Source organism: Qipengyuania flavescens (assembly GCF_029688735.1).
Classification (GTDB): Bacteria; Pseudomonadota; Alphaproteobacteria; order Sphingomonadales; family Sphingomonadaceae; genus Qipengyuania.
The window spans coordinates 240,082-260,129 of sequence record NZ_JARULD010000004.1 but is presented as its reverse complement, the minus strand read 5'-3'; the positions used below and the strand labels follow the sequence as shown (position 1 = coordinate 260,129).

General features: G+C 63.5%; 25 protein-coding genes. 7 read left to right on the top strand and 18 right to left on the bottom strand.

The window, feature by feature from the left end; translation table 11 throughout:
- Nucleotides 1–70: 70 nt before the first annotated feature.
- Entirely contained in the window at nucleotides 71–625 is a 555-nt protein-coding gene (locus tag P8R33_RS12570; protein ID WP_278329307.1) for a winged helix-turn-helix transcriptional regulator, read from the bottom strand.
- Between the two features lie 186 nt (nucleotides 626–811).
- Between P8R33_RS12570 and P8R33_RS12565 the strand changes: the two genes are divergently transcribed.
- Entirely contained in the window at nucleotides 812–1,153 is a 342-nt protein-coding gene (locus P8R33_RS12565; RefSeq protein ID WP_278329306.1) for a DUF8200 family protein, read from the top strand.
- Nucleotides 1,154–1,236: 83 nt separating this feature from the next.
- Here P8R33_RS12565 and P8R33_RS12560 read toward each other — a convergent pair whose 3' ends face one another.
- The 3 genes from P8R33_RS12560 to galE form a co-directional block, all read right to left on the bottom strand.
- The gene (locus P8R33_RS12560) at nucleotides 1,237–1,857 is read right to left on the bottom strand and encodes an HAD family hydrolase (RefSeq protein WP_278329305.1); all 621 of its coding nucleotides are present in this window, start codon (nucleotides 1,855–1,857) and stop codon (nucleotides 1,237–1,239) included.
- Nucleotides 1,858–1,946: 89 nt separating this feature from the next.
- Nucleotides 1,947–2,072: a type B 50S ribosomal protein L36 gene (gene ykgO / locus P8R33_RS12555; RefSeq protein WP_050599643.1), complete on the bottom strand. Its 126-nt coding sequence runs from the start codon at nucleotides 2,070–2,072 to the stop codon at nucleotides 1,947–1,949.
- A 238-nt stretch (nucleotides 2,073–2,310) separates the two neighbouring features.
- Nucleotides 2,311–3,324 (bottom strand): UDP-glucose 4-epimerase GalE, encoded by a 1,014-nt coding sequence (gene galE, locus P8R33_RS12550; protein WP_278329304.1) that lies wholly within the window; start codon nucleotides 3,322–3,324, stop codon nucleotides 2,311–2,313.
- Between the two features lie 147 nt (nucleotides 3,325–3,471).
- Here galE and P8R33_RS12545 point away from each other — a divergent pair, with 147 nt between their 5' ends.
- Nucleotides 3,472–4,077: a DUF4136 domain-containing protein gene (locus P8R33_RS12545; protein WP_278329303.1), complete on the top strand. Its 606-nt coding sequence runs from the start codon at nucleotides 3,472–3,474 to the stop codon at nucleotides 4,075–4,077.
- On the top strand, nucleotides 4,074–5,213 hold the full coding sequence (locus P8R33_RS12540) for a M14 family metallopeptidase (RefSeq protein WP_278329302.1): 1,140 nt from the start codon (nucleotides 4,074–4,076) through the stop codon (nucleotides 5,211–5,213). The genes P8R33_RS12545 and P8R33_RS12540 overlap by 4 nt, the downstream gene beginning before the upstream one ends.
- 39 nt (nucleotides 5,214–5,252) lie before the next feature.
- On the opposite strand, the gene P8R33_RS12535 is transcribed toward P8R33_RS12540, so the two are convergent.
- Entirely contained in the window at nucleotides 5,253–5,441 is a 189-nt protein-coding gene (locus P8R33_RS12535) for a hypothetical protein (protein ID WP_278329301.1), read from the bottom strand.
- Between the two features lie 99 nt (nucleotides 5,442–5,540).
- Here P8R33_RS12535 and P8R33_RS12530 point away from each other — a divergent pair, with 99 nt between their 5' ends.
- On the top strand, nucleotides 5,541–5,897 hold the full coding sequence (locus P8R33_RS12530; RefSeq protein WP_278329300.1) for a hypothetical protein: 357 nt from the start codon (nucleotides 5,541–5,543) through the stop codon (nucleotides 5,895–5,897).
- Nucleotides 5,898–5,915: 18 nt separating this feature from the next.
- On the opposite strand, the gene P8R33_RS12525 is transcribed toward P8R33_RS12530, so the two are convergent.
- Genes P8R33_RS12525 through P8R33_RS12500 form a run of 6 tightly spaced genes read right to left on the bottom strand, consistent with a single transcriptional unit; the run spans nucleotide 5,916 to nucleotide 11,142 of the window.
- On the bottom strand, nucleotides 5,916–7,121 hold the full coding sequence (locus tag P8R33_RS12525; protein ID WP_278329299.1) for an amidohydrolase family protein: 1,206 nt from the start codon (nucleotides 7,119–7,121) through the stop codon (nucleotides 5,916–5,918).
- Nucleotides 7,118–8,422 carry an amidohydrolase family protein gene (locus P8R33_RS12520; RefSeq protein WP_278329298.1) on the bottom strand — a complete coding sequence of 435 codons (1,305 nt, stop codon included), beginning with the start codon at nucleotides 8,420–8,422 and terminating at the stop codon, nucleotides 7,118–7,120. The genes P8R33_RS12525 and P8R33_RS12520 overlap by 4 nt, the downstream gene beginning before the upstream one ends.
- A 55-nt stretch (nucleotides 8,423–8,477) precedes the next feature.
- Nucleotides 8,478–9,497 (bottom strand): S66 peptidase family protein, encoded by a 1,020-nt coding sequence (locus tag P8R33_RS12515; RefSeq protein ID WP_278329297.1) that lies wholly within the window; start codon nucleotides 9,495–9,497, stop codon nucleotides 8,478–8,480.
- Nucleotides 9,494–9,898: a cytidine deaminase gene (locus P8R33_RS12510; RefSeq protein WP_278329296.1), complete on the bottom strand. Its 405-nt coding sequence runs from the start codon at nucleotides 9,896–9,898 to the stop codon at nucleotides 9,494–9,496. Before P8R33_RS12510 ends, P8R33_RS12515 begins: the two co-directional genes overlap by 4 nt.
- Before the next feature lie 10 nt (nucleotides 9,899–9,908).
- The gene (locus P8R33_RS12505) at nucleotides 9,909–10,634 is read right to left on the bottom strand and encodes a glycoside hydrolase family 25 protein (protein ID WP_278329295.1); all 726 of its coding nucleotides are present in this window, start codon (nucleotides 10,632–10,634) and stop codon (nucleotides 9,909–9,911) included.
- A 4-nt stretch (nucleotides 10,635–10,638) separates the two neighbouring features.
- Nucleotides 10,639–11,142, bottom strand: a complete 504-nt coding sequence (locus P8R33_RS12500) for a UPF0262 family protein (protein ID WP_278329294.1) — start codon at nucleotides 11,140–11,142, stop codon at nucleotides 10,639–10,641.
- 128 nt (nucleotides 11,143–11,270) lie between these two features.
- Between P8R33_RS12500 and P8R33_RS12495 the strand changes: the two genes are divergently transcribed.
- Complete coding sequence (locus P8R33_RS12495) at nucleotides 11,271–12,791, top strand: replicative DNA helicase (RefSeq protein ID WP_278329293.1); 1,521 nt, start codon at nucleotides 11,271–11,273, stop codon at nucleotides 12,789–12,791.
- Here the strand turns inward: P8R33_RS12495 and P8R33_RS12490 are convergent.
- Nucleotides 12,782–13,324 (bottom strand): hypothetical protein, encoded by a 543-nt coding sequence (locus P8R33_RS12490; protein WP_278329292.1) that lies wholly within the window; start codon nucleotides 13,322–13,324, stop codon nucleotides 12,782–12,784. The two genes, P8R33_RS12495 and P8R33_RS12490, sit on opposite strands and share 10 nt — an antisense overlap.
- 57 nt (nucleotides 13,325–13,381) lie before the next feature.
- Complete coding sequence (locus tag P8R33_RS12485; protein WP_278329291.1) at nucleotides 13,382–14,572, bottom strand: phospholipase D-like domain-containing protein; 1,191 nt, start codon at nucleotides 14,570–14,572, stop codon at nucleotides 13,382–13,384.
- Between the two features lie 112 nt (nucleotides 14,573–14,684).
- Here P8R33_RS12485 and rpoZ point away from each other — a divergent pair, with 112 nt between their 5' ends.
- Nucleotides 14,685–15,029: a DNA-directed RNA polymerase subunit omega gene (rpoZ, locus tag P8R33_RS12480; protein WP_278329290.1), complete on the top strand. Its 345-nt coding sequence runs from the start codon at nucleotides 14,685–14,687 to the stop codon at nucleotides 15,027–15,029.
- A gap of 61 nt (nucleotides 15,030–15,090) precedes the next feature.
- On the opposite strand, the gene P8R33_RS12475 is transcribed toward rpoZ, so the two are convergent.
- Nucleotides 15,091–15,324 (bottom strand): DUF3072 domain-containing protein, encoded by a 234-nt coding sequence (locus P8R33_RS12475; RefSeq protein WP_278329289.1) that lies wholly within the window; start codon nucleotides 15,322–15,324, stop codon nucleotides 15,091–15,093.
- 110 nt (nucleotides 15,325–15,434) lie between these two features.
- Here P8R33_RS12475 and P8R33_RS12470 point away from each other — a divergent pair, with 110 nt between their 5' ends.
- Nucleotides 15,435–16,514, top strand: coding sequence for a DUF3667 domain-containing protein (locus P8R33_RS12470; protein WP_278329288.1), 1,080 nt, complete (start codon nucleotides 15,435–15,437; stop codon nucleotides 16,512–16,514).
- Here P8R33_RS12470 and P8R33_RS12465 read toward each other — a convergent pair.
- The 4 genes from P8R33_RS12465 to P8R33_RS12450 all read right to left on the bottom strand — a co-directional run bounded on the left by P8R33_RS12465 (nucleotide 16,511) and on the right by P8R33_RS12450 (nucleotide 20,030).
- Nucleotides 16,511–16,792: a hypothetical protein gene (locus tag P8R33_RS12465; protein WP_278329287.1), complete on the bottom strand. Its 282-nt coding sequence runs from the start codon at nucleotides 16,790–16,792 to the stop codon at nucleotides 16,511–16,513. The genes P8R33_RS12470 and P8R33_RS12465 overlap by 4 nt on opposite strands.
- 75 nt (nucleotides 16,793–16,867) lie before the next feature.
- The gene (locus P8R33_RS12460; protein WP_278329286.1) at nucleotides 16,868–17,251 is read right to left on the bottom strand and encodes a hypothetical protein; all 384 of its coding nucleotides are present in this window, start codon (nucleotides 17,249–17,251) and stop codon (nucleotides 16,868–16,870) included.
- An 83-nt stretch (nucleotides 17,252–17,334) separates the two neighbouring features.
- Nucleotides 17,335–19,293 (bottom strand): ATP-dependent zinc metalloprotease FtsH, encoded by a 1,959-nt coding sequence (gene ftsH, locus P8R33_RS12455; RefSeq protein ID WP_278329285.1) that lies wholly within the window; start codon nucleotides 19,291–19,293, stop codon nucleotides 17,335–17,337.
- A gap of 80 nt (nucleotides 19,294–19,373) precedes the next feature.
- Nucleotides 19,374–20,030, bottom strand: coding sequence for an exopolysaccharide biosynthesis protein (locus P8R33_RS12450; protein WP_278329284.1), 657 nt, complete (start codon nucleotides 20,028–20,030; stop codon nucleotides 19,374–19,376).
- Between the last annotated feature and the right edge of the window lie 18 nt (nucleotides 20,031–20,048).

Sequence of the window (20,048 nt, the reverse complement as noted above, 5' to 3'; positions counted from 1 at the left end):
CGCTAGATGCGGATTGCTCGCGCGCCACAAGCGGCCGCGAACGACGATATAGCGCCCGTCGTGCGTGCGCTCAGGCGGCGGATTTGGCGCGGCGAAGGCTTTCGATGTCGATTACCTCGCCAAGGCCGAGGGAACCCTCCTGGTCCGCCTGGCTCCCATCGGCACGCACGCCGAGATCGGAGCGTTCGACCAGGGCGAGATCCTGCGGGCCGAGGATGCGTCCATCGTGGCTGAGGATCGAGGTGGGGCCGATCGGCAGGCGATCGCGCTCATCGACCAGTACCGGATTCTCGGTCACTTCCGCGCCGTATTTCTGGCCCCATTGGCGCAGTGCGACCATGGCGGGCAGCAGGTCGAAGCCCTTGTCGGTCAGGCGATACTCGATCTTGCGGCGATCGTCCGGACAGGGATCACGACGGAGGATGCCGTTCTCGACCAGCTTGGCAAGGCGATTGGATAGGATGTTGCGGGCGATCCCGAGTTCGCTGAGGAACTCCTCGAAGTGATGCAGGCCGTTGAAGCTGGCGCGGAGGATCATGAAGGACCAGCGCTCTCCCATGACTTCGAGCGCCTGCGGCAGCCCGCATTCGGTCAGTTCGCGCAGCGGTTCGCGGATATCGCCCATGGATCAGTTCCCTTCTTGCAACCTATCTAGCGCAAATTGCCGCAAATCCAAAATATTTCAAAAAATAGGTTGCTACATGAAACTTAAAGTAATAGGTAGTGATTCGCAACTGGTTGCTTTTTGAAACCTGATAGTTCGAATGGCAAGCCCGGTTGATCAGAACTGAAGCTTTTGAAGGACCCTCTCATGACCCTCTCCCTCCCCCGCTCGGTCAATTTCGGTGCTATCGTTGGTGCCGTCGCCTGGACCACCGCCAGCTTCGGTGCGGCGCTTGCACCCGCGCCCGCCTCCGCCGCCCCCAACGCACCGTTCTACACCGCCGAATTGGCTCAGCCGGCCAAGGATCGCGTGATCGTCGCCGGCGGCGTCGCCTGGCAGTGCAACGGCACTACCTGCGTTGCCGAGAAGGGCACGTCGCGTCCGATGCGCATGTGCCGCGAACTCCAGCGCGATGTCGGCGAGATCGCCGGCTTCACCGCCAAGGGCGAAGCGCTGGCCGACGACAAGCTGGCGAAGTGCAACGGCTGATCCCTCCCGTCCCTCCCCGCCCTCTCCATCGTGGGGACGACTCATGGGCCCCCGCGTCATCGTGGGGGCCCTTTTTCCTGATGTCAGATCAACTCTCGCGCGGTGAGATCGACTTCAAGCTTCGCGGCATCGCTGAAATGGTGGACCTGCCAACCAAGTTCTCTGGCCGAAGCGATATTGGCCGCATTGTCGTCGATGAACAGCATCGCCCCAGCGTCATGACCGAAGCGCTTCCATGCGAGTTCGAAGATGGCGGGATCGGGCTTCGCTAGCTTCTCTTGGCCGGACACCAGGATGTCGCGGAACCGGTCGAACACCGGCGCAGTCGGTCGGAAGCCCACCCAGAATTCGGCGCCGAAATTGGTGATCGCGTACAGCGGGACGTCGCGCGCCGCCAATCGCTCGACCAGTTCGATGCTTCCGGGGACCGGGCCGGGGATCGTCTCGTTGAAGCGCGTCGCATAGGCGCGGATCTCGGCTTCATATTCGGGATAGAGCGCGATCCTCTCGGGCACCATGTCGGCCAGCGCACGGCCGCGATCATGCTCGAAATGCCACTTTTCGGTCACGACCTCGGACAGCAGGAATTCCAGCCGCGCCGGATCGTCGACGATCCGTTCGAACAAATGCGACATCTGCCATTGGTAAAGCACGCGCCCGACATCGAACACGACGGCTTCGACGGTCATTGCGTCGCTACCCATAAGCCTGCCCCCAATACGAACGGCCCGTACCCCCTTCGGGGCCGGGCCGGTCTTGCACAACTACGCTGCCGGTGCGGCAGCGCGCCAAATCAGCCCTGGCGGGCCTTGAAGCGGCGGTTGGTCTTGTTGATCACATAGGTGCGCCCACGACGGCGGATGACGCGGCAATCGCGATGGCGACCCTTGAGGGACTTGAGGCTGTTGCGGATCTTCATGATTTGTCTCGTCATATTAATACGCGCCGGAGATAAGCCCCGACGCGGCAAATTCAAGGGCGCCCGTTAGCGGCGGGGGTGATTCCGGTCAAGGGTGATTGGGGGAACGGTGGCTTCGAGAAGGTTTTAGTTGCGTGCGGGCCGGACATCCGTCCAGCCCTTGCTGTTCCGTCCCATGCCCCCGTGGGACGCAACAACCGCAAGGAAAGCGCGGATGCGCTTTCTACACCATACAAAACTACCCCTCTCCCCTGATCTCCGCCAGCCGCCGCTCCCACTGCAGCGCGTGGCTCACGATCGTATCCAGATCCGCAAACTGCGGCTCCCACGTCAACGCCCCCCGGATGCGCGACGGGTCCGAGATCAGTTTGGCCGGATCACCCGCGCGGCGCGGCTGCATGCGGCGGTCGATGGTCTGGTTGGTTACCCGGTCCACTGCGTCGAGCACTTCGAGCACCGAAAAGCCGCGGCCATATCCGCAATTCATCGTCAGCGAGCGGTCGGGCTGCGCGATCAGTGCCTCCAGTGCCAGCACATGCGCCTTCGCCAAGTCGCTCACATGGATATAGTCGCGCACCCCCGTCCCATCGGGGGTCTCGAAATCACTCCCGAAGACCGCGACATGATCGCGCTTGCCGGTCGCCGCCTCGCAGGCGACCTTGATGAGATGCGTCGCCCCAGCCGTGGACTGGCCGGTCCGCCCCTCGGGATCGGCGCCGGCGACATTGAAATACCGCAGCGCGCAATGGTTGAAACCATGCGCTGCGCTGGCGTCGGCCAACATCTGCTCGGTCATGAGCTTCGACCAGCCATAGGGATTGATCGGTTGCTTCGGCGTGTCTTCGCTCACCTGCTCGACATCGGGCGTGCCGTAGGTTGCGGCAGTCGAGCTGAAGATGAAATGGCCGACTCCGCCATCAACTGCAGCCTCGATCAGCGCGCGGCTTTTCACCGTGTTGTTGTCGTAATATTTGAGCGGGTTCTCGACCGACTCCGGCACGATGATCGATCCGGCGAAGTGCATGATCGCACCGATGCCCTGCTCGAGGAAAATCTGCTCCAACAGGATCGCATCGGCGATGTCGCCTTCGTAGAGCGGCACCTCTTCCGGCACGGCAAAAGCAAAGCCGGTCGAGAGGTTGTCGATCACCGCCACAGGCCAACCTGCATCGCGCAGGGCGAGCACCGTGTGACTGCCGATATAGCCTGCCCCGCCGGTCACCAGCACGGGCATTTTTTCTGCGCTATTCATCGCCCGCGCCCTAGCATACGAATTGGTAACGGCAACGCTCTAGAGGGCCTGCCGACGCGTCCCGGAGCGGATTCCCCTGTCCAAGCGTTGGCCCAATACGTTGAGCAATTGTCGCAGTCTGGCGACGAGACGTTAAAGGATCGCATGATGAAACCGATGTTATCGCTGAGCGGACTGTGCGCCGCGCTTGCCCTCGCCGGATGTGCGACACCGCCGGGGCCGGTCGAAGTCACACGGTTCGTCGCCCCCGAAAGCGTTGCCCGGCTCGGCCAGGGCACGATTTTCGTCGAGACGATGCCTGGAACTGACGGCGATAGCCTGGCCATGGCGCCCTACAAGGTTGCCGTGGCCCGCGAACTTACTGCACTCGGCTATGTCGAGACCGACCGCGCCAGTGCCAGCCAGATCGCCCAGGTCGGGGTCGATGGGTACGTCATCGGATCGAACGGCCGCCGTAGCCCCGTCAGTGTCGGCGTCGGCGGGCGCACGGGCAGCTACGGTTCGGGTGTCGGCGTCGGGATCGGCATCAACCTCGGCGGGGGCGAGAAGGACCGGCTCGGCACGGAACTGTCGGTCCGCATCAGCGAAGCGGCGAGTGGCGCCAGCCTGTGGGAAGGCCGCGCGGATTTCAGCCCGCCCGAAGACTCCCCCCTTGCGCGCGGCACGGCGAACGCCCAGACGGTCGCCTCCGCGCTGTTCCGGGAGTTTCCCGGCAACAATGGCGAAACGATCGAAGTGAAGGTACCCGAGTGAACGACATCCATATCGATTGCGCATTCGACAGTGGCAATATCGAAGTCCTGTCCGTCGACGGCGCGAGTGCCAGGCTGGCCATCCGCAAGGACCACCAGAGCGAATTTGCGCAATGGTTCCACTTCCGCGTGAGCGGCGCTGCCGGGCGCGAGCTCGAACTGAAGATCACCGGCCTCAAGGACAGCGCCTATCCCGGCGGCTGGCCGCAATACGATGCCTGTGTATCGGAAGATCGCGACTATTGGGGCCGCGCGGCGTCGAGCTGGGACGAGAACGCCGACAACGGCACGCTCACGATCCGCTACACCCCCGCAAGCGACATCGCCTATTTCGCCTATTTCGCACCCTATTCGATGGACCGTCACCACGATCTCGTTGCCGAAGCCGCATCCAGCGAGGGCGTGGATTACAAGCGCCTCGGCACAACACTCGACGGGCAGCCGATCGACTGCCTGTCGATGGGCGAAGGCGAAACGCAGGTGTGGCTCTATGCGCGCCAGCACCCGGGCGAGACGCAGGCCGAATGGTGGATGGAAGGCGCGCTTGAAGTGCTGACCGACCCCACCGACAGCGTCGGCCGCCTGCTGCGCCAGCGCTGCCGCCTGCATGTCGTGCCCAATGCCAATCCCGACGGATCGAAACGCGGGCACCTGCGCACCAATGCGGTGGGCACCAATCTCAACCGCGAATGGGAAAATCCGACTGCGGAAAAGAGCCCCGAAGTGCTCGCCATCCGCAATGCGATGGACGAGACCGGCGTGCATTTCGCAATGGACGTGCATGGCGACGAAGCGATCCCGGTCGCCTTCCTCGCCGGTTACGAAGGCATCCCCAGCTGGACCGACGAGCATGGCGAACGCTTTTATCTGTACGAGCGCATCCTCGACCGGCGTACGCCGGATTTCCAGACCGAGCAGGGTTATACGAAGTCGGCGCCGGGCAAGGCCAATCTGTCGATGAGCACCAATCAGGTCGCCGAGCGCTTCGGTGCGACGGCGATGACGCTGGAAATGCCCTATAAGGACAATCCGGCCAGTCCCGAGCCCGAGCAGGGATGGAGCCCGGAACGCTGCAAGATGCTGGCGCGCGATTGCCTTGCCAGCCTGCTCGAATGGCTGGATAGCGACAAGGGCTGAGGTGGGCCGGGCTGCCGCGATGCAGCCCCGGCCTTGGAATCAAGCGGCGGCGGCGATGCCGTCGAGTACTTTCTGGGCGACCTCTTCGATGGAGCCGGTGACGAGCAGCGGCTGGCCGCCGACCATGCCGACATTGGTCTGGCCGTTCTCGGCGGTTCTGAGCCATGCAATATTGCTGGCGACGACGAGGTAATTACCGCCGCGCGATTCCAGTTTCACGAATTTCATCGAATCATCTCCTGACGCGGTGAGGCTAGTGCACCAAGCGGTACGCAATGGTTAATTCCGGACAGCGAAAATTCAGCTGGCGCATGGCACCGCGGGCCGATGCGTAAGTTGCTATCCATCGCCGCAATGACTGCTGCATTCGCCTCCAGTTCGGCAGCCGCGACCGGCGGTCTTCTCTGTACGACGGCAGCGAAACCGGAGATCAAGGTCTCCATCGGCTTCGGTCACGTCCCCGGCGCACCGATCGTCGCCAAGCACCTGTGGGTCGATGGCAAGAAAATTCCGGTCCAAGCGCCGCAATGGTGGCTGGACGACGAGGAAATGCGCATCGAGCTTACCGATGCCGACATGATGCACACGCTGCTGGTCATGCGCACGAAGCGCTATGGCTGGACCTATGACGGGCAGGTGACATGGGCCGGCAAGACCCACTGGATCCGCTGCAAGGAGAACTGAGCCGGACCGGCGCTCGGTTCAGCGCACCTCCCGGCTCGCCACGCGCCCGTCGATCACGACGCCGGTGACATGGCTGGTGTACTCCAGCGGGTCGCCATCGAACAGCACGACATCGCCATCCTTCCCGACGCTGAGCGAGCCGACGCGCTCGCCGACCCCGATGGCGCGGGCTGCGTCGATGGTGATCGAGGCCAGCGCATGCTCGGGCACAAGGCCGTTGGCCGCCGCCCAGCCCGCTTCCCACAGGATCACTCGGGTCTTGGGCACATAGGCTTCATAACCAGACTGCAGCGCGAAGGGGATACCTGCTTCGCGCAAGGTTGCGGCGGTCGTGAAACTGGCATTCTCCATGTCGCCATAGTGCCTGCCCATGGTCGGGTGCAGGATCACCGTCACCCCGGCCTCGCGCAACTGGTCGAGCAGGCGATAGCTTTCAGCCCCACCGTCGATGACCAGATCGATGCCGAACTCTTCCTTGAGGCGCAGCGCGCTCATGATGTCCTGCGAGCGGTTGGCAGTGACCATCAGCGGCACGCGGCGCGCCAGCACATCCTTCCAGACCTGTGCATCGAGCTTGGTCGCGGTGCCGGGCTTTGCATCGGCATCCCCGCCCTTCGCCGCAGTCAGCGCCGCGCGGAGGAGCGCCATCTGCTTGGGCCGCGTTCCGGGGCCCTTGTCGCTGTCGAGCGCACTGGGGCCGAGATTGGCCGCGATCATCGCGCGCGGGACGATCGCTGCCGCATCGGCCGTCTTGGCCCAGGTCTTCGCGACCATGGTCTGGCCCGACACGACCGTGCCGGGGCCGTGGCCAGTATGGATGGTCGTGACTCCGAACGAGCGGACCCAGTCGACCAGTGTCTCGTCCGGATTGTAGCCGTCGATCGCGCGTAGCTGCGGCTGGAGCGCCGCGCCCGTGTCAAGCTGGTCCTGGTCGTCGAACTGGTTGAGATAGCCGGCCAGGCCGACCACCGTGCGCGCATCGACGAAGCCGGGCGTCGCCACCTTGGCGGTCAGTACTTCCATGCCTTCGGGCACGCCGGTGCTGGCAGCGGGGCCGACGCTAACGATCTTGCCGCCGCGGATCACGACGATACCGTCGCTGATCGCTGCGCCATCCATGGTGTGTAGCGTCTCTGCGCGGACGGCGACGTCCTGCGCGGCGAGCTGGAAGGGGGCCAGAGCAAGGGCGGCTGCAGCGAGCGACTTGGCGATATGCTTGATCATTGGCTGGTCTCCGCTTCGGCTGCTTCCCAGTGGTGATGGGCGAGCTCCATCGGGCTGCCCGCGCCATAGCCACCTTCGGCCAGCAGCTTGCCTTCCTCGGTCTTGCGATCGAACAGCTTTTCCCCTTCGACCCACGTCTCCATTAAATCGGTATAGACCGACAGCGGATCGCCCGAGAGCAGGAGGAAATCTGCGTCCTTGCCGACTTCCAGACTCCCCACGCGATCCTCCAGCCCCAGCTGTTTCGCGCCATTGATGGTGAGCGCCCGCAGCGCGCCCTCTCGGCTCATCCCGCCCCGCACGGCAATGCCGGCCTGGCGGAACATGAGGCGCGAATCGATGATGCCGTCATCCGAATGCAGCGAAGTCAGCACACCGGCCTGCTCCAACGTGGCGGCGGTATCGAGCCGCGATTCCTGTGCTTCCAGTTTACCGCCAGGGCTGTCGACGAGGATGTTGGAGACCGGAACACCGGCCGCGGCCAATTCCTCGGCGACCTTCCAGGCTTCCATTCCGTGCTGGATCAGCACCTTGAAACCGAACTCGCGCTGCAAGCGCAGCACGGTCATGATGTCGTCGGCGCGGTGGGTGTGGTGATGCACCAGCCGCTTGCCTGACAGCACTTCGCACAGCACTTCCTTGCCGAGATCGACTGTCTTCTTGTCGCCGCCGCAATAGGCCTTCGCCTCGGTGAAGGCAGCGCGGACCAACGCGGCGGACTTGGCGCGGGTGGTCGGGAAGCCAGGCGTTTCGCGGATCGGGTTGGTGCCATTGGCCATTTTGAGGCCGCCCATCACCGAACCGTCCGGGAAGAACCACGCGATGTCCTCGATCGTCTCGCCATCGCGCAGTCGCATGTAGAAGGTCTGCCCGCTTACCAGCCAGCCCGAGCCGGGCATGACATTGGCCGTCGTCACCCCGCCGGAGCGCGCCTTCGCGATGCTGGCATCGCGGGGATTGATCGAATCCATTGCGCGCACCTCAGGCTGGATCGGCGAGCTGCGATCCGCCCCCGCCACCGAGCCGATGTGCGAATGCGTATCGACGATACCCGGCATGATGACCATGCCACTCGCATCGCGGCGCTCGGCATCGGCGGGAACGGCCACATTGGTGCCGACCGCAACGATCTTGCCGCCCTCGACCACCAGCGTAGCATTGTCGAGCGCAGGGCCGGCCATGGTATGAATGGTCGCGCCCTCGAACGCCACGGCCCGTTCCTGCGCCTGAGCAACGCCAGCCCAGAGCGCCAATGCAGAGCAGGCGCCGATAGCGCCCGTGCGAATTGCGGTTGAAATCATGAAATACTCCCTCGACGCACCACACTAGCGCCGGATCGCGCCCCCGCAAGCCCGATCAGGCGACGACCGGTTCGACCAAGCGCAGCGTGCGCGAATCGGCGTCGAGCTCAACCTCTGCCCCATGCGGCATGGCGAGCTGGTTGGTGACGTGGCCGGTATTCGCGCCGGTAAAGGCCGGGATGCCGAGCGCACCGAGATGATGGTCGAGAATGTCGTCGAGGGTGAAGCCCGACTGCTCCTGCGTTTCGGGTTCGCACCTCGTGCATTGGCCGAACACGATACCCGACAGCTTGCCGAGTATGCCGGCCAACCGCAGCTGCTGGAGCATGCGATCGACGCGATAGACGTCCTCGTTCACGTCTTCGAGAAACAGCACCGCGCCGTCGAAACGGGGCAACCACGGCGTGCCCATCAGGGTCGAGAGGATGGTGAGGTTTCCCCCGAGCAAGCGGCCCCTCGCCGTGCCACCGGTAATCGTCCGTCCGGCCCGTCCGCTTGCCTGCTCCACCTCGACACCGCCCAGCATCGGCGTATCGGCAGCGAAGGCCAGCCGCCACAGGCTCTCCCAGCTCTCGCGCTCCCACCGGCTGGCGGCATTGGGGCCATGGATCGTCGGGAAGCCCGCCCTCGCCGCGATCGCGAGATGCAGCGCGGTCGTGTCGGAATAGCCGATCAGCAGCTTGGGATTGGCGCGTATGGCATCCCAGTCGAGCAACGGCAGGATGCGCGCCCCACCCCAGCCGCCGCGGACCGCGAAAATGCCGCGCACGTCCGGATCGGCGACCATCGCCATGTAGTCCTCGGCCCGCTGCGCGTCGGTCCCGGCAAGATACCCGTTCTGCTCGCGCACATGCTGGCCGAGCTTCGGCACCAGACCCATCCCCCTGATCCAGTGCTGCGCTCGGTCGAGTTCCCACGGGAGTGTCAGGGCGCTTGCCGGCGCGACGAGACCGACCGTGTCGCCGACGCGCAAGCGCGGCGCTTTTCGTGCGCCGGCGGCGCTCACTGGGGCAGGCAATGCAGTGGCAAGCAGCGCGCCGCCCATGCTGCCAAGCGCCTGCCGCCGGTCGATCATACCAGGCTGGCCGGTCCGAACGCGTCGGGCAGCAGTTGCGACAGCCGGACCCGGCGCACGCTATCCGGACCTACGCACAGGATTTCGGGATCGGTGCCGCCCAACTGCGCCAGTTCGTTAAGTACCTGGCGGCAGCGACCGCAGGGGGTGATCGGCGCGGTGCCGGGGCCGGTCACCGCGATCGCTTCCAGCCCGCCGCGCACGCCGTCTGCCATGGCCTTCGACACCGCGACCGTCTCCGCGCACAGCGCCAGGCCATAGCTGGCGTTTTCGATGTTGGTCCCGGTCACCACGCTGCCGTCGGCAAAGCGCAGCGCCGCCCCCACGGCGAATTGCGAATAGGGGGAATAGGAATGCTCGGCAGCACCGCGCGCAGCAGCGATCAGTTCGTCGTCGGTCATTTCGTCCTCGTCAAAGGGGTCGCACTACGACCCAGCGGAGCGGCGCATCCGCAGCCTCGCTCTTGTACCAGCGGTTGGCTGTCCACATCAGCCACGGCCGCGCGCCATATTCGGGTTCGAACCAGCTGCTGGTGAGCCACAATTGCCGGTCGATCCGGCGGGACACGCCGTAGGCTTCCTCGAATTCTTCAGTCGGCGCGAGGATCGCGGCCTTGCCGGAATGCGCCTCGATCTGGTTGACCAGCGTCATCAACTCGCTCTGGACTGCGGCGTCGGAGATGCGCTCCGGGCAATCAGCTGCGGTGCGTTCCAGCAGAATGGCCGGCGGCAACAGGCTCGCATCGCGCGGCACCATGGTGACGAAATTCGCCGATTGCCCGTCCGCCACTTTGCAAGGATCGAACCGATGCGCGGCACCGACCTCGAGACCGGCCGCTCTTGCCCGCGAGAAATTCTGTGCGAAGGCGACATCGCGGCCCTCGTTGCCGTCGCTCGCCTCGATATAGGCGAAGCTGGCTCCAAGCCCCTTAAGCGTGTCGAAAGCGACCGGCCCGTCGCTAATGGCAATGATTGCGCCCTGGTCCGGCCATTCCGCCTCGTCCGGACGCCAGTCGCGCCGGTCGTACCATAAGTACGCGCAGCCGACGCCGACGATGAGCAACAGGAACAGCGCCGCCTTGGCACCGCCGGACAGCCCCTGCTGCTTCGCCTTGCGCTTGCGCTTGCTGCGAGCCACCCGATCAGCCTTTGATATGCAGCACGCAGATCAGCGTGAACAGCCTGCGCGCGGTGGCGAAGTCGGTATCGATCTTGCCTTCCAGCCGCTCGATCAGCAGTTCGGCGGCGCGATTGTGCACCCCGCGGCGAGCCATATCGATCGTCTCGATCTCGGCCGGAGTGGCCTTGCGGATTGCTTGGTAATAGCTGTCGCAAATGGCGAAATATTCGCGAATCGGGCGGCGGAAGCGGGCCAGGCCGAGCAATAGTTCCTCGAGCAATTCGTCCGACGTATCGGCGATCGTCATCAACAGCCGCCCGTCGCGCACCGCCAGCCGCAGGTGATAGGGACCGCTGGCCCCGCGCTCGGCTGCGCGCAGCGGCTTGAAGGTGTTCTCCTCGATCAGGTCGAAGATCGCGATCTTCCTCTCCTGCTCGATATCGGCATTGCGCCAGATAATCGTCTCCTCGTCGAGGTCGACCTTGGCGATGCGATGATCGGGACTGGCGGAAGCGGAATCGGTCATGCTTGCGCCCGCTTTCGCAGGTTTATGCGGGCCGGGGCAAGGGCTTGGCGAATAGTCCCCGATATCCACAGCGCAAGTGGCTGCATTGCAACTTGCCAGCAGGGGTGCCCGCCCGTCATCAGAGCCCGATGGCCGATACCGATCTCCTCTTCCCCGCCGACGATTCGACTGCCGACAAGGCGGACAAGGGCACGCAGCTGCCCGCCAACCTCGAAGCGGAGGCGGCGTTTCTCGGCGCCGTGCTAATCGACAACAAGGTGATCGAGGAACTGACGACGCCGCTGGTCCCCGATCATTTCCACGAGCCGGTGCACCAGCGCATTTACGAACGGGTGCTCAAGCTGCTCGACCGCAATTCGGTCGCGACGCCGGTCACGCTCAAGCCCTATTTCGAGAGCGACGAAGCGCTCAGACAGCTTGGCGGCACGACCTATCTGGCGCAGCTTACCGCCGACGGCCAGGGCCTGCTGCACCCGCGCGAACTGGCCGACCAGATTTACGATCTCGCTTTGCTGCGTCAGCTGGTCAGCGTCGGCCGCACGCTGGTCGAAGGGGCGCTCGACACGTCGGACGAGGTCGAGCCGCTCCGCAAGATCGAGCAGGCCGAGGCCGATCTCTACCGCGTGGCCGAAGGGGCGAGCACCGGCAGCGAGGCGCAAAGCTTCCGCACTGCCGCGTTCGGCGCGCTGCAGGTGGTGCAGGCGGCGATGAATTCGGGCGGGAGGTTTTCCGGCAAGACCACCGGCCTCGACACGATCAACGACAAGACCAGCGGGCTCCATAATTCGGACCTCGTGATTCTCGCGGGTCGTCCGGCGATGGGCAAGACCTCGCTTGCGACCAATATCGCCTTCAACGCCGCCTCGCGTCTGATGCGCGACGAGCGCGACGGGATCGACCGCGCGGATTCGCCCGGCGCAGGCGTGGCCTTCTTCAGCCTGGAAATGAGCGCCGACCAGCTTGCTACGCGTATCCTCGCGGAACAGGCGGAAATCTCCAGCGAGAAGCTGCGCTCGGGCAAACTCAGCCGCGAGGAGTTCCAGCGCCTGTCATTCGCCAGTCAGGAACTGACAGACCTTCCCCTGTATATCGACGACACGCCTGCGCTGACGATCGGCGCGTTGCGCACGCGGGCGCGGCGGCTGAAGCGGCGGCACGATATCGGGCTTGTGGTTGTCGATTACCTGCAGCTGCTGCAGGGCTCGGGCCGCGCGAGCGACAACCGGGTGAACGAGATTTCGGAAATCAGCCGCGGTCTCAAGACGCTCGCCAAGGAGCTGCATGTGCCGGTGATCGCCCTTTCGCAGCTTTCGCGCCAAGTCGAACAGCGCGAGGACAAGCGTCCGCAACTCGCCGATCTGCGCGAATCCGGCTCGATCGAACAGGATGCCGACATGGTGTGGTTCATTTTCCGCGCCGAATATTATCACAACGCCACCAAGCCCGACACGCCGGACGAAACCTCCTCCGAAGAAGTGCGGATGAAATATGCCGAATGGGAGGCCCGCCATCTGGAGCTGGTCAACAAGGCGACGCTGATCGTCGCCAAGCAGCGTCACGGCTCGACCGGTAACGTGCCGCTATTGTTCCACAGCGAATATACCAAGTTCAGCAGCCCCGACGTGCGCAATTACGAGGATTACGACTGAGGTTCGTCCACCGCATCGATCCCGCAATTGTAGATACCTTCCAAAGTCACGGTCTGCGAGCCGCGTCTGAGATTCAGGCTTCCGGTAAAGTTCGGTTCCGCCACGACGGGTGCCGGCGTCTCGCTTACGGGTGCAGAGGCGCGGACTTCTACTTCGACTTCAAGTCCATCGGGGCCTGCGAAACTGGCTCCGCGGCTCAACGTATTGTAACCGCCCCCGCCATTCATTTCGAGTTCGACGGGACTGCCGTCCAGTACGATCAGCGCCTCCGCGCTTTCGGCAGAGACCGAATTCGCTGCGGCGGCCAGCAGGGTTTCTTCGCCGCGGCGGAAAACACATCCGAGGTCGGAGACGAGGTTCGCCTCGCTCCGCATCGTCTCACTTACAACGCCAGGCACCAGCGGAAGCGTATTCGCCGGCGCGTCGACCGATGTCATCGGAACTGGCTGTTCGATCGCGCCCTCATCCTCTTCGACCGGCTCGGCACAACCAACGACGGCGCCGACAAGGACGGGCAGCATGAAAATACGCATCGAATTCTCCTTCACGGTTAGGCTACGCCCCAGCGTCGCCGCTCGTTCCGCAGAAGGTCAGAGACCGAGGTTCAGCCTGCGCGCCACGTTGTAATCGACCACCGCGACGAGGAACCAGCTGAGGTTCCAGCGGATGCGGTTCCACAGCGTCGAATGCTTGCGGTGCTCTTCCGGTGTGATCTGTTTGGACGCGGTATGATGCTGCGCGATAAAGTCGCGCATGCGATCGGCGAAGTCCGCATCCTCGATCCGCAGCATCAGTTCCAGGTTCACATAAAGGCTGCGCATGTCGAAATTGGCGCTGCCGAGATAGACGGCGTCGTCGATCACCAGCAGTTTCATGTGCAGCTTGCAAGGGCGGAATTCCCAGATCTTGGCGTTCTTGTTGAGCAGGTAGTGATAGAGCGAGCGGGTCGCGCCGATGGTGGCGCCATTGTCGGACTTGGCGGCCATCACCAGCCGCGCCTCGCCCCGCAGAGCGATGTTTCCGATCCGCCGGAGCATTTTCTTCGATGGCGAGAAATAGGCCATCACCATGTCGAGCCGTTCGCCCTTTCCGAGGTCCTCCGAGACGCAGCGTGCCCAGCTGGACAGGCCCTTGGTCGGCCCGCCGATCAACAGGCGCACCGGGCCCTTGGGTGGGCTCCATCGCGTGACCTTGCGCACGATCGAGCGGAATTGTGCGCGCGGCTGCGCCACCCAATCGGCCAGCTCGTCCCACCAGGCGAGGAGCTGCTCGACCGCTTGCCCTTCCAGCTTGACGCCCAGATCGTGCCAGCCGTTCGCTTCCGGGCCTTCGAAATAGGCCTTCTCGATATTGAAGCCGCCGATCATCGCGACTTTTTCGTCGACGATCGCCATCTTCTGGTGATTGCGGATCAGCGCGCGGCGCGACCATTTGGCCATGAAGCGGTCGTATTGCCCGCCAGCCTCCTTGAAGCCATCGAAGAAATCGTCGGCCACATCCTCACCGAAGCCATCGACGATGAGACAAACCGATACCCCGCGACGGGCCGCCTCGACCAGCGCGTTGCGCACGCGCGTGCCGATCTCGTCGTCGACGAACATGTAGTAGAACAGCCTGAGCGAGCTTTGCGCGCCGTTTATCAGTTCCACCAGCGCTTCGAGCCGGTCTTCACCTGCCGGGTAGATGGTGAGGCTATGCCCCTGCGCTTCGACATGGAAGGGCTCGTCGTCCTGCCAGACAACCTGCGCATCCTGCTGCGCGTAGAGTTGATCGCTCCCCATGCAGAACTCGCCTAGAACGGCTGGCGGCGCGGCGCAATTCCTTGACGAGAAGCCATGCTGTACCTATGTCGCGCTCTTTCCCGGAATCACTTGATTTGCATCGGAGTGCCCCATGGCGCGCGTTACCGTCGAAGACTGCGTAGATAAGGTCCCCAACCGTTTCGATCTCGTCCTGCTGGCTGCCCAGCGTGCGCGCGAGATTTCCGGCGGCGCGGAATTGACCATCGACCGCGATCGCGACAAGAACCCGGTCGTCGCCCTGCGCGAAATTGCCGAACAGTCGGTCAAGCCGAAGGACCTGCAGGAAGCAGCGGTCACCAATCTGCAGAAGATCCTGCCGGACGACGATGACGAGATCGATGAGGTCGGCTCGCTCAGCCAGTCGGCCGAAGCCCTGCGCATCACTGCCTCGGCCCCGACCCGCTCGACCTCGATCGGCGCCGATTACGACGGCTGATCGCAGAATACAGGATACGAATGAAAAGGCCGCCTCATGGGCGGCCTTTTTCGTTTGTAGTTTATTGCCCGCGCCCGGTTTCGGCCTGCAATTCGTCGATCATCTTCGATGCGTCGGCCTTGGTCAGCTCGGGATCGTAGCGATCCGGGCAACCGGCTTCTTCGCACAGCGTCTTGAGATAGCTCGCCTGCGCGCCGGTCATGCGTTCATCGCCGGTGGTCCAGTTGTCGGGATCCTTCTCTGCATTGGAGACGGGGTCGGTCTTGGGTCGATCGGCTGGCTTCGTTGCAGTCATGATGGAATTCTCCTTTGCCGAACCAACAGCGATGTTCCCAAAATGTTCCTGTCGAAGTTGGGGGATGACCTCCAGCCCGTCGTTTCTTATGACGGGTGCCGGAGGTGGGCATGAGCGAAATCGGTGACGCATTCGGCACGGCCGTAGAGGGCGGACTATTCGCCAAGGCGGTCGGCAAGGGCAGCGAGGCCCAGCCCGAACACCGCGAGTTGGAGGATGGGCATTTCGCGGAAGGCGCCTGCCTCAATTGCGGCACCGAGCTGATCGGCAGTCACTGCCACTCTTGCGGGCAAAAAGCGCATCTGCACCGCACGCTCGGCGCATTCATGCACGATCTGCTCCACGGTGCGCTGCATTTCGAAGGCAAAACGTGGAAGACGTTGCCGATGCTGGCGTTCAAGCCCGGCGAGCTCACCCGGCGCTATATCGAGGGGGAGCGCAAGCGCTTCGTCAGCCCGATGGCGCTGTTCCTGTTCTCGATCTTCCTGATGTTCGCCGTGTTCCAGGTCCTCGGCCTGACCGCGCCGAGCGATATCGATCAGGTTGGTTTTTCGGCGCGGGGACAGGCGGTCGAGGCTAGAGCCGCGCTCGAGCAGGAACGCAGCACCCGTGGCGAAAGCAATCCGGAACGCCTCGCCGAGATCGAGGATGAAATCGCCGGCCTGACCACGGCCATCGAGGCCATCGACGCAGGCGAGAATTATGCTTTCCGCGACAAGGACGGAAACCGGCAGAGCCAGTCGATCAACCTGACCGGTATCGATTTGATCGATCAAGGGATCGTCAAGAAATGGCGCAGCAATCCCGGTCTCATGCTCTACAAGCTGCAAGCCAACAGCTATAAATTCAGCTGGCTGCTAATCCCCCTCTCGGTCCCGTTCGTGTGGCTGCTCTTCTTCTGGAAGCGACGCTTCGGCGCTTACGACCACGCGATATTCGTAACCTACTCGATCGCCTTCATGTCGCTGCTATTCATCGTCATCTCGGTGCTGGTGAAGGTCGGCGCGCCAGAATGGCTTTATGGCACGATGATCGCCTTCATCCCTCCGATCCATATCTACAAGCATCTGCGCGGAGCATACGCCCTGCGCCGCAGATCGGCGATTTGGCGGCTGGCGGTGCTCATGGTCTTCATCAACCTCATCGCCCTGCTGTTCCTTCAGCTTCTGCTGCTACTGGGCGCGTTCTAGTCCCGCGCCGGTTCGCCGCCGGTGATCGGCGCCGGGCCGGGTTCCTCGGTGTCGCCAGTCTCAAGATTGTCGCGCAGATTTGCCGCTCCCTCGCTCACCGCGTCGGAGGCTTCGATCGCCCCTTCCTCGATCGCTTCCCCGGCAACTTCGAGGTTTGCCTGCGCATCGTCCTCGACGAGATCGGCTGTGCGCGCGGCATCCTGCTGGGTCTGCTCGGAGCAAGCAGCAGTGCCTGCGAGAGCGACGGCGGCAAGGCTGGCAATGGCGAGACGGTTCATGGCGATATCCTCATCAATCGTGGTGTTCTGACCCCATAACGCGCGAATTGCCCGTCGCGTTTCCGGGAGCAGCGATCACCGGCAGGGGTATTTACGAATCAGCGCGGCGCGCCATGCGTGCGCCAGCGTCATACGCCGTCGGTCACTCTCCGGTACTGCGCCGAGCATTGCTACGACAGCATTGGCATTAAGCCCCATCTTTCGCTCCGCATCGCTGACGCAATAGATGGGCTGGCCCATGGCAGTCGCCCGTTCGTTCTCGGCCTTGGCCAGTTCTGCTGCGGCCTTGAGCTGCGCCATGCGCGGCTTGGTCCGCTTGTCGAACATCGCGCGCATGCCCTTCCCCATGAGTTGCTGTGCATCGGCGTAAAATGCTTGCGCATTCACATCGGCCGGCCCTGCGCTCGCCGAAGTTGTAAATGCCAGCAGGCCGAGACCGGCCAGGAGATATGTTCGCATAGAAAAAGGATCCGTCCCAACACCACGAACGGAGCCTTTCATGATGTCTGCTGAACACCGGCTAAACGCCAGCACAGATCCTGTCAGCCGGGTTGTGGCGCAGCCCCGCCGCCGAACTTCTTGCCGGCTTTCGGGACTGCAGCCCCGGCGGACGGCTTGACCGAAATCGGGCCTTTCGGCTCGTCCGGGCGGTTGAGCTTGCCGTCCTTCATCAGCTGATCGATCTCTTCGCCGGTCAGCGTTTCGTATTCGAGCATCGCCTGGGCAAGCAAATGCAGCTTGTCTTCCTGATCGGTCAGGATGTCGGTCGCACGCTTGAGGCCTTCTTCCACCAGCCGCTTGATCTCTTCGTCGATCAGCTTGTTTGTTTCGGCGCCAGACATCGTCCGCGCGGTCTGGCCCATGCCGAGATAGCCTTCCTGACTCTGCTCGTACTGCAGCGGGCCAAGCTTGTCGGACATGCCCCATTTGGTGACCATGTTCTTGGCCAGATCGGTGGCATACTGGATGTCACCCGAGGCGCCGCTCGAAACCTTCTCGTGACCGAAGATGATCTCTTCCGCCACGCGTCCGCCCATGGCGACGGCAAGGTTCGCATGCATCTTGTCGCGGTGGTAGGAGTAGCTGTCCCGTTCCGGCAGGCGCATCACCATGCCCAGCGCGCGGCCGCGCGGAATGATGGTGGCCTTGTGGATCGGGTCCGATGCAGGCTCGTTCAGCGAAACCAGCGCGTGGCCGGCCTCGTGATAGGCGGTCATCTTCTTCTCGTCCTCGGTCATGACCATGGAACGACGTTCCGCGCCCATCATGACTTTGTCCTTCGCGTCTTCGAATTCCTGCATGGCGACGAGGCGCTTGTTGCGGCGAGCAGCCAGCAGGGCGGCTTCGTTGCAGAGGTTGGCGAGGTCCGCGCCCGAGAACCCCGGCGTGCCGCGCGCGATCGTGCGCGGGTTCACGTCGGGCGCCAGCGGCAGCTTCTTCATATGGACGGCGAGGATCTTCTCGCGCCCGTCGATGTCCGGCACCGGCACCACGACCTGGCGATCAAAGCGACCCGGGCGCAGCAGCGCGGGGTCAAGCACATCGGGGCGGTTGGTCGCCGCGATGATGATGATGCCCTCGTTCGCCTCGAAGCCGTCCATCTCGACCAGCAGCTGGTTCAGCGTCTGCTCGCGCTCGTCGTTCGAATTGCCGAGGCCGTGGCCACGGCTGCGACCGACGGCGTCGATCTCGTCGATGAAGAGGATGCAGGGCGCATTCTTTTTCGCCTGCTCGAACATGTCGCGCACACGGCTCGCGCCGACGCCGACGAACATCTCGACGAAGTCCGAACCCGAAATGGTGAAGAAAGGGACGCCTGCCTCGCCTGCAATCGCGCGGGCGAGCAGCGTCTTGCCGGTACCGGGCGAGCCGACCAGCAGCGCGCCCTTAGGGATCTGGCCGCCGAGCTTGGAGAAGCGGCTTGGGTCCTTCAGGAACTCGACGATTTCTTCCAGCTCCTCACGCGCCTCGTCGATGCCTGCGACATCTTCGAAGGTCACCTTGCCTTGGCGCTCGGTCAGCAGCTTGGCCTTCGATTTGCCAAAGCCCATCGCACCGCCTGCGCCGCCGCCCTTTTGGACCTGGCGCAAGGCGAACACAGCGATGCCGAGGATCAGGATGAAGGGCAGGATCTGGATCAGCGCATAGAGCAGGATATTCCCGCCGTCGGCTTCCTTGCCGGTATATTGTACGCCATTTGCGTTGAGCAGCTCGGTCAGCGACGAATCATCGGGGACGCGCATGGTGCTGAACGCTTCGCCGTTCTTCATTTCGCCGGTGATCTGGGTTTCCGAGATCTGCACCGAAGCGACCGACCCTTCGGCTACCTTACTGCGGAAGTCGGAATAAAGGATCTGCGCGCCGCTGCCCTGGCCCCCGCCACCGAAGGCGGACACCACCATCAGCAGGGCAAGGAAGATACCGCCCCACACCATCAGGCTTTTCACCCACGGGTTCGGGCCGTTGCCCTCGGGCTCGGGCGGAGTGTTCTGGTCGCTCATGCGCGGAATCCTTTCATCGCCGGTAATGTAGGATCGCTGCGGTGAATGGCAAGTTGACTGCGCCCGCGATATTTTCGCTCTCAGGCAGAGAGATGCTCGATCACAATGGGAGCCATCGCCGTCTGGCCGCCGCCCTCTTCTTCGTCGGAGGTGTAATAGTAATACGTCCCTCCTCCGATCGCTGCGATGCCGAGCGCCAGGGCAATCAGCATGACGACGCCGTCGCGCACTGTCAGTGCCAGGCCGATGGCGGCAATCGCCAGCATGGGTCCGCTACTGGCAAACGGAAGGACTTCGAGCGGCGGGACGGTCATGCACAGCAGGATCACCACAAGCGCGGCGATCTTGACCCACACGCCCTGCGTCATCGGTTTTAGCCGCCCGTGGCTGTGCTCGTCGAGCCAGTGCGCGACACCACGCAGCTTAGCGATTCCCTTGTGCAGTTTCTTGCTCTCGACCGCCCGGTTCTGGAGAAAGCCGGGCATCCATATGTGCTCCTTGCCGATGAGCAACTGGACGGCGACGAGCGCGATGAGTGCGGCCAGGAAGGTCGGGACGCCGGGTATTCCGCCCACCGGAGTAAGCTCCAGCAGAGCCGGCAGCATGATGAACGGGCCGAAGCTGCGCCCGCCGAAATCGTCGAGTACGTCGCTGATGCAAACCTTGCCCGACTTCGTCGTCAGGTCGTCGAGCTGCCCGAGGACTTCCTCGACGCCCTCGGGCTCCTCCTTATTCATCCTGCTCTCCTCAACGCC